The sequence below is a fragment of the Trichodesmium erythraeum IMS101 genome (assembly GCF_000014265.1).
GTDB lineage: Bacteria > Cyanobacteriota > Cyanobacteriia > Cyanobacteriales > Microcoleaceae > Trichodesmium > Trichodesmium erythraeum.
In genome coordinates, this window is record NC_008312.1 from 7,347,094 (window position 1) to 7,360,552 (window position 13,459).

The 13,459-nt window shown below is 35.0% G+C and carries 6 protein-coding genes and 1 pseudogene; 5 read left to right on the forward strand and 2 right to left on the reverse strand.

What is annotated here, in order from left to right; genetic code table 11:
* Window positions 1–63: 63 nt before the first annotated feature.
* Together TERY_RS23090 and TERY_RS23095 are read left to right on the forward strand one after the other, a co-directional pair.
* Entirely contained in the window at window positions 64–2,295 is a 2,232-nt protein-coding gene (locus TERY_RS23090; protein WP_196797149.1) for a tetratricopeptide repeat protein, read from the forward strand.
* A gap of 615 nt (window positions 2,296–2,910) precedes the next feature.
* The gene (locus TERY_RS23095) at window positions 2,911–3,726 is read left to right on the forward strand and encodes an SAM-dependent chlorinase/fluorinase (RefSeq protein ID WP_011614049.1); all 816 of its coding nucleotides are present in this window, start codon (window positions 2,911–2,913) and stop codon (window positions 3,724–3,726) included.
* A gap of 141 nt (window positions 3,727–3,867) precedes the next feature.
* On the opposite strand, the pseudogene TERY_RS37785 reads toward TERY_RS23095, so the two are convergent.
* A pseudogene (locus TERY_RS37785) lies at window positions 3,868–4,930 on the reverse strand (IS701 family transposase).
* 526 nt (window positions 4,931–5,456) lie between these two features.
* On the opposite strand from TERY_RS37785, the gene TERY_RS33995 reads away from it, so the two are divergent.
* Complete coding sequence (locus TERY_RS33995; RefSeq protein WP_155994596.1) at window positions 5,457–5,639, forward strand: hypothetical protein; 183 nt, start codon at window positions 5,457–5,459, stop codon at window positions 5,637–5,639.
* A 150-nt stretch (window positions 5,640–5,789) separates the two neighbouring features.
* On the opposite strand, the gene selD is transcribed toward TERY_RS33995, so the two are convergent.
* Window positions 5,790–8,093 carry a selenide, water dikinase SelD gene (gene selD / locus TERY_RS23105; protein ID WP_011614050.1) on the reverse strand — a complete coding sequence of 768 codons (2,304 nt, stop codon included), beginning with the start codon at window positions 8,091–8,093 and terminating at the stop codon, window positions 5,790–5,792.
* A gap of 683 nt (window positions 8,094–8,776) precedes the next feature.
* On the opposite strand from selD, the gene TERY_RS23110 reads away from it, so the two are divergent.
* On the forward strand, window positions 8,777–10,195 hold the full coding sequence (locus TERY_RS23110; RefSeq protein ID WP_011614051.1) for an amino acid carrier protein: 1,419 nt from the start codon (window positions 8,777–8,779) through the stop codon (window positions 10,193–10,195).
* 234 nt (window positions 10,196–10,429) lie between these two features.
* Window positions 10,430–11,929 (forward strand): amino acid carrier protein, encoded by a 1,500-nt coding sequence (locus TERY_RS23115; RefSeq protein WP_011614052.1) that lies wholly within the window; start codon window positions 10,430–10,432, stop codon window positions 11,927–11,929.
* The last annotated feature ends 1,530 nt before the right edge of the window (window positions 11,930–13,459 follow it).

Below are 13,459 nucleotides of genomic sequence, written 5' to 3' on the forward strand. Positions count from 1 at the left end.
AAATGCTAATAAAGCCAAAAAATAGTATAAAATAAATAACAAAATGTATACCACATGTATACCATGAAAATGATTGGTCAACTGCTAGATGGACGTTACCGTGTCGTTCAAATTCTTAATTCTGGTGCATTTGGACAAACCTATTTGGCGGCTGATACTCGTCGTCCAGGGCATCCTCAATGTGTAGTTAAGGTGCTAAGGACTCCTAGTAACAGTTTACTCAAAACTGCTCACCGTTTGTTCAAGCAAGAGGCAGAAATATTAGAAAAATTAGGTAGGCATTCTCAGATTCCTTTATTACTAGCTTACTTTGAAGAAAATAATCAATTTTATTTGGTAGAAGAATTTATTTATGGAACACCATTGGAGAAAGAAATTATACCTGGTAAACCTTGGTCGGAAAAACAAGTAATTAAGCTACTATTAGAAATCTTAGAAATCTTAGGGTTTGTACATAGATATGAGGTTATTCATCGAGATGTTAATCCATCAAACTTAATTAGACGCCAACTAGATAGAAAATTAGTTTTAATTGACTTTGGTTCAATTAAAGAAATGAGTCATCAGATAGCACAAGAAAATGGAGCAAGACAAAGAACTATTGCTACAGGTACCCCCTCCTATATGCCTATCGAACAATTTCAAGGTATTCCTCAATATAATAGCGATATATATGCAGTAGGTATGATTGGTATTCAAGCTCTAACAGGAATTCCTAGTGGTGAACTGCCAAAACTACAAGATATGAGTAAATCAAATTCTAGTGGCATACTCTGGCGCAGTCAGGCACAATGTTCCTCAAATTTAGCTGATATCCTGGAAAAAATGGTACATTGTCATTATGCTCAACGTTACCAGTCTATAGAAAAAGTTGTTATAGCCCTAGAAAAAATTAACCGCCGTTCTAAAATAGAGATACCACTCAAACTACCATTAGTTCAAAATCAGATAAGTAGTTCTCAAACTCAAACAACTGTATTTGAAATGCTATCGCGTTCATTATGGTTTACTTTATTTGGTTTTGCCAGCGTAGGGATCATTGCAGTATTAATTGCAGTAGTAAGTTTTTTTAATCGTCCCAACTCTATTAAAGCAGAGAAAGTATTTAAACAAGGGGAAGAACGTGCCAGAGATGGTGATATACCAGCAGCAATTTTATTATACAGCAAAGCGATCAAAGGTTTTGAAAAACCAGAGTATTTTTACGGAAGGGGGAATGCTTATTATGAGTTAAAAAACTACCAAAATGCTATTAGTGACTACACGAAAGCGATCCTTCTTAACCCTAGCAATGTTAATGCCTATTTTAACAGAGGTGTGGTTTATTTTGAGCAACAAAATTATCCTAAAGCAATTAATGATTTCACCCAAATATTACGCCTTCAACCTGAACATGCTGAAGCTTACTATAAACGAGGATTAGTTTACTACAAATCCCAAGACTATCTTAAGGCAATTCAAGATTACACTCAAGTCATTGGACTGCGACCGAATACTTTAGATGCTTATAATGCTTACCTTGGTAGAGGGGTAGCTTATGCAGCTAATAATAATTTACAAAAAGCGATAGCAGATTATACCCAGATGATTAAAATTAAACCCCAAAAAATAGATGGTTATTATAGAAGAGGTAGAGCTAGGTTTTTTATGGGAGATTATCAAGGTTCTTTAGATGATTATAATCAAGTTATTAAAATAAACCCAAAAAATGAAGACGCTTATGCTAGACGTTGTAGCACATACTTGAATTTAGCAGAGTATGAAAAAGCTGCATCTGACTGCACTGAAGCAATTAAAATTAGACCTAAAAATGAAGTTGCTTATAATAATCGATGTATTGCTTATCTAAATTTACAAGAGTATCAAAAAGCTATATCTGATTGTACTAAAAGAATTGAACTTGAACCCCAAAATGCTGAAGGTTATATTAACAGAGGTTTGGCTTATACTGAAGACATGCAATTGCAAAAGGCTATAGAAGATTATACTCAAGCAATAGGATTAAACCCAAACAAGCCTGAAGCTTATGCAAATCGTGCTAATGTTTACAATGAACAAAAAAACTATCAGCAAGCGATCGCTGATTATGTTCAAGCTATTAGACTTAACCCCGAATATGCACGAGCTTATTACAGTAGAGGATTAGTGAGGGTTAATATGGGAGATATAAAAGGAGCAATTAGTGATTTGGATACAGCCGCTCAACTTTATTTAGCTCAAGGTCGTGCAGGAGGTTATAAAGATGCTCAATATGAAATTGAAAAATTGAAAAAATTAGATTGCCAGAATTGTTGATAGCTTTAGGTATTTCCGTGGTGGAATGCTCTGCAAACAGCTATTAGCTTTAGTCAAAACTATTGGTTGTACAAAATTTATTTGAGCACAACTCTCAGGCTTTGTTAGCAAAAAAATCAAAGTTAGATTATAAGTAGGTTTTGCTGGTTAGCTCTCAAAGGATTGACTAATATTAACAAGTGCCTTTTTGTGTTTCAAAAAAGTCTCAACTTTATTAATAAAATAGTAACATATATGTTTAAAAAAACAACTCAAAAGTCTTCTGATCGATGGAGGAGGCTTTAAACCAAAATTTTCGTCGGCTCGGTTACCTATAATCTAGTATAATCTATCTAATAAAATAACCAATTCTCTGTTTTTTCCTACTAGGATTATTTAACTGAATTACACCCAAATAACCAGGGAAAAAACATTTTTCCTCCTAAATTTGACTTAGGATATTTTTACTTATAGCATATTTCAGGTTTATGAGGTAGGGCTATGCGGCCAAATGCCTGTACTACATAATTTTTATCATTTATTCTGTATATCTGATGCTTGAAATTAGTTGTATGTTTTGCCTAGGGTTAGTCTAAGTCTAAGAATGGTATACTGAATTTGTGATTAAAGAGAATAATGTCGGATAAAAAAATCATCACACTCTTAACTGATTTTGGATTAAAAGATGTCTATGTAGGTGTAATGAAGGGTATAATTGCTCAAATTAACCCTCATTTAAAAGTCATCGACCTGACTCATCAAATTCCTCCTCAAAATTTATTTGCTGCTAGATTTTGTTTGCTAAATGCTTATCCTTATTTTCCTTCAGAAACAGTTCATCTTGCTGTTGTGGATCCGGGAGTTGGGAGTAGAAGAAAAGCGATCGCTATTCAACTACCCAATGGTTTTTTAGTTGGACCTGACAATGGTATTTTTAGTGGAATTTTGGAAAATTTTGAAATACAAAATATCCAGGTAGTTACCCTTACTAATTCTGAGTATTGGCACACAGATAAACCTAGTGTAACTTTTCACGGCCGAGATATATTTGCTCCTGTTGCTGCTCATATTAGTAGTGGGGTGAGGTTAGAAAATTTGGGAGAAAAAATTAATCCAGAAAGTTTAGTGAAATTACCTTTAAATAATATTAATTTCACGGATTCAGGTCTTGCAGGTTGGATTCAGCATATTGACCATTTTGGCAATATAATTACTAATATTTCTAGAAGTTATATTATAGAAAAAAATTGGTTCCTTGTTGTTAATAATAATGCGGATTTTTCACCTGGTAAAATCATCTCTAGTGGTTATACTTATGCTGATTGTAAACTAGGGGAGTTAATTGCAATTATTGGCTCTCATGGTTTTGTCGAAATTGCTGCTAATGGTGGTAGTGCTGGGGAGCAACTTAATTTAAAGTATGGGGATAAAGTTGAAGTTCGTTGGTTTTAAGTTAGTCAGGACTTACGCAAAGACACTATATATAGCGCATGACAATTTCGACGGACTTCACTCTTTGTCACGTGCGTTAGCGGAGCTTTGCGTTAGCAATCACCTAACTATTTTTATTCAAAAAACTAATAGTAATTCAAGTCAAATAACCTTCATTTTAATTGAAGAATATTTCAATTTATCGGTTAGATATTTTGATAATAATCCATGCTTAACTTGATAAATACTTTTGCCTATTTTCGAGGCAAATCTTTTTAACAAGTTCCACACGCTCCATTGCACAAGCAATATGATTTTCTGAATTATTCGCAGACGACACGCTCCACGGGTCCTAAACCTGTTAATTGCTTAATTTCTTGATTGATATCTTCGATTTTCCATCAAGTTTGAGATTCAAACTCTACATCTAAAGAGTGATGATTGAGTCAGGTAATTAGTAACAATATATTATGTCCTGTTGGCAGATACACATAATCCAAAATATTTTTACCTTTTTGTATCGTGGAAACCCTTTAATTTTAATTATTTTTCCTGATTTTTTTTCTGCTTCATTCCAATTTAAATCTTGAGCTTTTTTGTATTTTTCTACACCTCGTGTATCATCAACGCGCGCGATTATTTTTTAAAGGACAGTAGTAAATTTTTCTATCATTATCTATTAATCCCATTAATCTTTGTGTTACATACCAGCTATCCATATAATACTGTTTTAAATAGTATTTTCTTATTATTTATGGCCATGCATGTATCATTTCTTCAACACTCTTCTATTTTTGTTTTCTTGTCAGTATCTGGGTCATAAATCCTATAATCTATAATCCATAATTGTTCATTCCTCGATTAAAATATACACAATTAACTATTCCAAGACCCACGAACTTCGCAGCTGATAGAACGCAAACAACTTGATATTCATTACCACTATATTGTCGTCGTGTAAGCTCAATATTATATCCATACTTTTTATTAATTACTGTATTATCAAAAATTAAATAAGCTTCTGTATCTGAAACAAATTCTTCTTTTTCATGTGCGAAGCAAACATTTTGCCATAAATCTTCTGAATTCAAAGACTAATATCTTAAATAGCGATTTATTGTATCATGACTAATATTTTCGCTCTGGATTTGCGGCGTAGCGTTATAGTAAAATTTGTGTGAGATTTAAGTAAATATTGACAGTAGTCAACAAAATTAAAATTCATATTTTTGAACTAATATAATCATGTCATTATCATCTAATAGTTAAAGATTTTTAGCAAGTTAATTTAACCTAATTGTAACCTTATTTTCATAGATATTAAAAGTAATATATATCTGAAAAAAAACTAATTATAGTATGGAGAATTTCATGTCAACAGTACCCTATATATATCGTACCTGCGTAAGTCCTGATTTCAAGAGAATGATGATGTAGTTTTGACAGGTTCAAATACTATGGTGCTTGAGATTCTTAGGAGGGTTTACCGGAAGTGAGTGAATCCTTTGTTAATATAGCCATGATTTCACTGATGTTAAATCGTCTTGTTACTTAAGGTTTTATTTACAGAGATGCTATTAGAAAATTTATTAAGCTTAGAAATATAGACGTTGCATATAACCTTTTTACAGGATGGGTAAAATATTTCTAATGTTAATATATACCCCCTATCTTTACCGGAATTATTAACTGGTAGTAGAGAAATAATTCAGGCTACATCTTTTATATTTAAAGAGAATGATGATGTAGTTTTGACAGGTTCAAATACTATGGTAGCTGAGATTGTTGGCAGCACAAATATTTCGGGAAATATAGATGTATCAACTACCGCTACCTCCCTCCAAGATGAGGGACGTATTGCTACGGTAGCTCAAGTAAATATATTATGCGATCGTGTCTATTTTATAGGCACACACATCAACACCGAATGTTAATTTTTCTGATTTTGTACAGACGCTATTATGCAACCTCCCTACTCCTACTCCCCTACCTTATCCCTTTGGTGGGAGGGGAGCAATAGTAGATCCCCTGATCAAAGTGCCAAATAGAAAAGTTTTTTAAAAATGATATTGGTTGCCACAGGCTCAAAAATGAATTCTAATGGGCAGCATCCCTGTATCTAACAATAATACTCGCCCAATAATTCTAGTTTCAAAATACTCCTGTTGTAGCGCATTCAAACAAGCACTCGCTAAATTAGCTGGCACTGTAGCAAGCAACCCACCAGAAGTTTGCGGGTCAAACAACAGAGGATAAAGAGGATACATACTCGCTTGTTCACGATTTTGAATTGATGCAGACATTTGCAAATTTCCCGGATAAAGAGAACTAAAAATACCTTGTTCCAAAGTTTCAGCTACACCTGGCAACACAGGAATAGCTTCCATATCCAATTCCACGCCCACTCTTTGCCCTTTTAACATTTCCAACAAATGTCCGACTAATCCAAATCCAGTCACATCCGTACAAGCAGTAACACCATACTCTAATAATAACTGTGCAGCATTCTGATTAGAACCCAACATTGACTTAATAGCACTTTCAATCCAACGCCCCCTTGCCTTCAGACGCATATCTGCAGCAAATAACGTCCCTGTTCCCAAAGCTTTCGTTAATATCAGCATATCCCCCGGTTGCATCCCTCCCTTGTACAATAGTTTTTTTTGTGACACTAAACCATTACAGGTGAGACCAAAAGCCAGCTCTTCTCCCTCTGTTGTATGACCACCTATCAGAACAGCACCAGATTGATTCAAAACTTCCGTTGCTCCCAATAACAATTGATATAAAGTATCCTCCTGTTTACTTGGGGCAGCGTAGGGAATAGTAGCGATCGCTAACCCACTCTGAGCCATTGCCCCCATAGCAAATAAATCACTCAAACAATGATTAGCCGTAATTTTTCCCAACAAATAGGGGTCATCAAGCAACCCTCGAAAATAATCGATCGTCTGTACCATTACCCTATCCGCTGGTACCCTAATCACTGCAGCATCATCAGGTGTATCCATACCAATCAAAATATCATCCCTCCTGATTTCCTGTGGAATTTTATGCAGCACATTTTCCAAAACCCTACTAGTAACTTTTGCTCCACAACCAGCACAGTACATTTGGGAATCTTGTTTTCTGTCTTCTGCCTTCTGCGTTCTGTCTTCCATTTTTAGATTAGAGAATTGAGCCATAAATTTACGGTCAATGCGGTTTTTCCAACGCCAAAGTAACTTATGAGGACCAAAACCTATTCTGCCACGGGAAGCGATCGCCCGTTCATCACCAGTACCAATTAAAATCAAGAACTTTTTCTGAGGTATAAATGACTTCAGCAATTTTTTCTTAAGAGCCCGTTGTAGATTTTCAAACAAAGGTTGTCCCTGTCGCACCGCAAACACTCCAGCTTTGGGGCGAGAATGATTGATTATTGTTGCCACATCTCCGGCCGCAAAGACTTGAGGATGAGAAATTGACTGTAATTTCTCATTAACCAAAACAAAACCTCTGGTATCTGTTGCCAAACCTGCTTTTTGTAACCAAGGAGAGGCCGATGCTTGAGTCACCCAAAACAGAATATCACACTCTATTTCCAACCCTGAAGCACAACAAATCATTTTGAGAGTAGAGTATAAAGAATGGAATGTTTTATTTCCCTCTACATTCGTGGGAAGCTCCTGGTCATCACCCCTAACCTCCTCAACACTTTCCTTTAAATGCAATAGCACACCGCGACTTTTAAGAATTTTCTCAACTTCCTTTCCTACCCAATGATGACGCTGTGGTAATAATCTCTTCCCTCTATGAAATAGATGCAATTCCAAATTATCAGTAGGTTGTTTAGCATTGCGATAAATCTGATGGAGATGACTTTGAACCGCGAAAGCTAACTCTACCCCCCCAGCACCACCACCCACTATTGCGATCCGCGTTTTCTGTGTTGGAGATTTGGAAATCATTGTAGTTATTTTATCCCAATAGGTGAGAAATTTTGATATTGGTTTAACCGCAATAGCATATTCTATTGCCCCCGGTACAGTTAAACTAGCGGGAGTGCTACCAATATCAATAGAAAGTAAATCGAAATTTACAGGGGGACGACTAGTGCAAAGTATCTGATTTTTCTCCAGGTCTAGACCTATAGCGTGGCTTAAAAATATTCTAGCCCCAGCAAATTTGGCGAGGGGGAGTAGATCTATGTGACATTGATCGAAGTTGTATAAACCTGCCACATATCCTGGTAACATTCCAGAGTAAGGAGTGTGATATACATCTGTGATTAGGGTTAGTCTAACCCCTGGTATAGGGTTCATGGCAAATTTTCGGAGAGCGATCGCATGGCTATGACCGCCTCCTATTAGGACTAAATCTGTTTTTGGTGGTATAGGGAATTTCATTATTATTTATAGTATTAAAACATTTTGTTGATTTTCAGAATAGATGATTTGAGCAAATATATTTGAATTTTATCTATTTGAATAATCTGTGTTTATTCATAGCTCATTGCTCAATCAAAATTGCAAAATTATATATATTTTTTATGATTATGGCCATACAAAAATTAAGTTCATGTTCTAATAATTAATTATAATAAATTAAGTGAATGAATTGTAGTGATTGCAATTATTTCTTCCCTGTTAATTTTATATCTGTAGGCTATTCAATACAAGCAAATATATATAATTAATTTGGCATAACTACTTAAAGTTTTTGTTGATAGTTTTCTCAGAGAAAATAGAGCTTTGTTAAGGTAATTGCCTAACTTCGTTCAAGCTCAATATAGTTTTTTATAATCATTGAGCTGTCAGCTATCAGCTAGAAGAAAAAATTAGCCTCCAAGAAGAATTCAAAGTCTGGCAAAGAAAAGATTATCGGCTTAAATTAGTGATTTATTACTTTCAGACATTTTTTGTAAGCATTTCAACTTTATATTTTTGTGCAGCTAGACCCTTGCCATTGTGCTCAAGCTGACGGCTAAAGTACTAAAAACTTAAGTTTCCTAAGTATTTTAATTAACTTAAAAAATAACTTTTAAGTGCTAAAATAAACTAATACTTGACTGAAAATAGAACTGAACTAAATGTTAGATTGGATTTCTGCTAATTTTTCTAATTTATTAAAAAATATAGATGCTATCATTTTTTATAGTATAGGAGGAGAGCAAGGCCTACCAATTATTGTACTGTGGCTCATTAGTGGTGCTCTCTTTTTTACTATCCGAATGCAGTTTATTAATCTTCGCGCCTTTAAACATGCTGTAGATGTTGTTTTGGGCAAATACGATGACAAGAATGAGGAAGGAGAAGTTTCCCACTTTGAAGCTCTCGCTACTGCCCTATCTGGTACCGTAGGGCTAGGAAATATTGCTGGAGTTGCTATTGCTATTAGTGTAGGAGGACCGGGTGCAGCTTTTTGGATGACCCTCGCAGGTTTTTTAGGGATGAGTACTAAATTTATTGAGTGTAGCCTAGCTCAAAAATATCGCATTTTTCACCCCAATGGTACAGTTACTGGAGGACCAATGTATTACCTGTCAATAGGCTTGGCCGATATAGGGCAAAAAAAATTAGGTCAAATTCTAGCAGTAATGTTCGCATTTTTAAACATTTTGGCGACATTGGGTAGTTCTAGTATATTTCAGTCTAATCAATCTCAAGTTGTTGTTGCCAATATACTACCATTTGTTGCCGAAAAAACTTGGATCTATGGATTGCTTTTAGTATTAATAGTAGGATTAGTAATTATTGGAGGTATCCAACGTATCGCTGCAGTAGCTGCTGCTATAGTACCTGCAATGTGTGGCATCTATTTTTTGGCAGGTTTATGGGTGATTTTATCTAACTTTACGGCTATTCCTAATGCCTTAGCTAGTATTCTTCACAGTGCTTTTATTCCCCAAGCTATGGTAGGTGGTTTTGCTGGAGCCTTAGTACAAGGGTTCCGTCGCGCAGCTTTTTCTAATGAAGCAGGGTTGGGAGTGGCAGCGATCGCTCATGCTACAGCCAAAACTGATGAACCTATTCGGGAAGGTATTGTCGCATTACTAGAACCATTTATTGATACTATCATCATCTGCAACATCACTGCTTTAGTAGTAATTATTACTGGAGCTTACAATAATCCAGAATTTGCCAATTTTGGTGGTTCTGAACTAACTTTAGCCGCTTTTGCTTCTGTGATTACCTGGTTTCCTTCTCTTTTGACACTATGTATATTTTTATTTGCCTTATCTACTATAATTTCTAGTAGTTATTATGGTCAAGTTTCCTGGCAATATTTATTTGGAGACCGGAGTGTAATTATATATAAAATTTTATTCTTAATAAGTATTTTTCTTGGTACAGTTATTCAACCAGAAACAGTAATTAAATTCGCTGACTCTCTAAAAATAGCTCTCGCTTTTCCTAGTTTACTTGGGGCTTACTTCCTCTCTAATAAAATCGCCAATGACCTCAAAAATTATATGAAACGTTTACAAACAGGAGAAATAAGTTCATAAAATTAATACTTTTATTTTTTATTTTTCAGGATGAGTAAATCCTCAAAACAACAAAGGTTTAATACCATTTATTTTTTTTTAATGATAAATATTTTGAGAACATTTTTTTCTAAAAACGTTTTTAAAATTTTTCCTAATCCTGAAAGTGATTCAATGAAATTGCTAAACAGACAAAATTATACTTTTATGGTATATGTATTTAATTAAGAAAATAATTTATTGGTAAAGTTGAAAATGAAAAGACAAACTTGGCTATATATACTCCTATTGATATTAACACCAACTGTTGTTTTAGCAACACAACCAGAACAAGGAGATAGTCTCATAAACATCATCGATCAAGCTTTTTCGAGTTTTGTAGATGTAATATTTAACATCCTCTTCTTTAGTATCGGTGGTTTTCCTTTAATTATTTTATGGCTAATTATTGGCGCATTTTTTTTTACTATTAGGATGCAATTTATTAATATTCGTGCTTTTACACACGCCATTGAGATCCTTAGAGGTAAATATGATGATCCCGAAGCTCAAGGAGAAGTTTCACATTTTCAAGCTTTAGCAACAGCATTATCAGGAACAGTAGGATTAGGAAATATCGCTGGTGTAGCTGTAGCAGTGAGTATGGGGGGAGCTGGTGCTGTCTTCTGGATGACGATCGCTGGTTTTTTTGGGATGACTAGTAAATTTATAGAATGTACCCTGGCTCAAAAATATCGCATTGTTAAACCTGATGGCACTATTTCTGGTGGGCCGATGCGCTACCTATCCGCAGGTTTAGCAGAAATGGGGCAGGGAACCTTAGGCAAAGTTCTCGCTGTATTATTTTCTATCTTCTGTATTTCTGCTGCTTTTGGTGGTGCTAATATGTTTCAGGCAAACCAGTCTTATGGCGCCGTTTCAAATGTATTACCAGGTTTACCTAGTTGGGTTTATGGCTTAGTGCTAGTAGTTTTGGTCGGATTAGTTATTATTGGTGGTATTCAGCGTATTGGTATGGTGGCAGGTACTCTTGTACCTTTAATGTGTCTGCTCTATGTTTTGGCTTGCCTATTTATTCTTCTGGCTAATTTTACCCAAATTCCAGGAGCGATCGCTACTATTATTTCTGGTGCTTTTGCCCCCCAAGCAGTAGAGGGTGGGATTACTGGTGTAATTATTCAGGGATTTCAACGTTCGGCTTTTTCTAATGAAGCTGGTGTCGGTTCCGCAGCGATCGCTCACTCTGCTGCTAGAACTGATGAACCTATTCGTGAAGGCTTAGTCGCCCTGTTAGAACCATTTATTGATACTATTGTGGTTTGCAATATGACCGCTTTGGTAATTGTTATTACTAAGGTATATAATGCTGAAGAATTCTCTGCTTTGCGGGAAGCAAATAAAGGGGCAGAATTAACTTCTGCAGCTTTTGGTACTGTTTTGGCATGGTTTCCAGTTCTATTAGCGATCGCTGTTTTCTGTTTTGCGTTTTCTACCATGATTTCTTGGAGTTACTACGGCGAACGTTGTTGGGATTATTTATCTGATGGTAAGGGATTAATTATTTACAAAATATTGTTTTTGATTGCTACTTTTGTCGGTTCAGTATCTAACCCATCCTCTGTAATTAATTTTAGTGATGCTACTCTACTTTCAATGGCTTTTCCTAATATTTTGGGTGGGTATTTTTTGTGTAGTCCAGTAGCAAAGGATTTGCAAAATTATATGGAGCGTCTTAGAACAGGAGCCTTGACTTAATCAAACAATAACAGTTTAATATCAAATCCCTTGGCTTCGGAGTAATATAATTCTTTTGATTGTGATACAATAAGTAAGGGTGTTTTCCTTTTTGATGCGACCCAAAGATGCGACCCAAACACCTTCGGAGAATTTATAGCTATTCCCCCCTCCCCCCAAAATATCAATTATACTTCTTTAATACTGAATAAAATCATATCCGGATAATTGTAACAAAAAAATAACAACCGTAAGCACCAGTTAATTCCTTCTGATGAGAGCTACAGATCCTCCTGCAAAAAAAACTCCCAGATTATAGGTTATGAGGCTTGAAAACCAATTTTTCAGTAAAAGTAAGGGGATAAAAATACAAAATTAGATTTTTCCTTTTTTTCCTTCTATTCGGGAAATCTAATTTCTCAGAATCTTCATCTCACCTAAATTTTATATTAACTTTAATGAAGAAGACTATCCTAAATGACTAGTTTGAACATTATAATACATATAACTACCTTCATGGAATAGAGGAGTAGGAAATATGTTAAGAACTACTACATTTGACAAAGACTAATACCATACACTGATTCGATATATTAAACAAACTATTCTTCATTGGCTGAAAACTTTTGGGAAATGTTTAGTTTGTTTGATAGTGAGTATATTGTTAGTCCATCTTGCTAAAAACTCTCAGATAAGCTAATGATAATTACCGAAAAATTTGTTTTAAAGCGTCGCACACCCATCGGACAACTTTCAATTGTTTAATAACTAGGGTTCAAATACCCCCCTTGTCTCATAAATATTGTAGAAAAGAAGAGGTTGGTCTAAATTCTCGGAAGTTGAGAGCAGAACTTAGAAGAGGAAACTTTTAGGTTTTGGATCAATTATATCCCCTAAAATCATAAATAGGTAGTGCTAAACAAGTAATGATTAATTGCGGAGCATAGCTTTTACTGACCGTTTTAGCTAGATTCAAGCTAGCACTTAAGTCTTTGGCACAACTGAAATTTGAATGGCTAATACTATACTAGATTATAGGCAGAAGCTTATCTGCCCCAATTATCCCCTCTCAGTAAGGGATAGAGTAAGTAATTTTTATTCTTTACTTTAACCAGGAAAATTTCTCTCTTCCAGTTCCCTAGCTGTAATTTCAAATGCAGCCAACCCTAATAAATTGATTCACTTACCCATATTGGGATCATACAATTTTCATATTCAGGTCAGGGTCTTTTTTCATTCTGATATTATGAGTGCTCAAAGTTGTTAACAATGCACAGAAAGATTCAACGGGTTCAGCGGGATCTCCCAATATCTATAATAAAACCTATAGACCCTTTTTAGTAACAGTCTCACCTTAGTGGCTTGAGGCTCACAGAAGTCTTAATTACTTGACTATGTGCGAATGGTAACTTATTAATAATTTGGTTAGGCGGTGGTTTGGTTTGATACCACAAACTACTATGTTTATTAGATTTTACTATAATCTACATAGCTTGATTAAGTATAACTATATCAATATATATAAACTTATATGAATAAATATTAATAAAT

Coding starts and splice junctions, on each gene's coding strand:
- TERY_RS23090 (WP_196797149.1), top strand. CDS start 64: ATGAAAATGATTGGTCAACTGCTAGATGGACGTTACCGTGTCGTTCAA.
- TERY_RS23095 (WP_011614049.1), top strand. CDS start 2,911: ATGTCGGATAAAAAAATCATCACACTCTTAACTGATTTTGGATTAAAA.
- selD (WP_011614050.1), bottom strand. CDS start 8,093: ATGAAATTCCCTATACCACCAAAAACAGATTTAGTCCTAATAGGAGGC.
- TERY_RS23110 (WP_011614051.1), top strand. CDS start 8,777: ATGTTAGATTGGATTTCTGCTAATTTTTCTAATTTATTAAAAAATATA.
- TERY_RS23115 (WP_011614052.1), top strand. CDS start 10,430: ATGAAAAGACAAACTTGGCTATATATACTCCTATTGATATTAACACCA.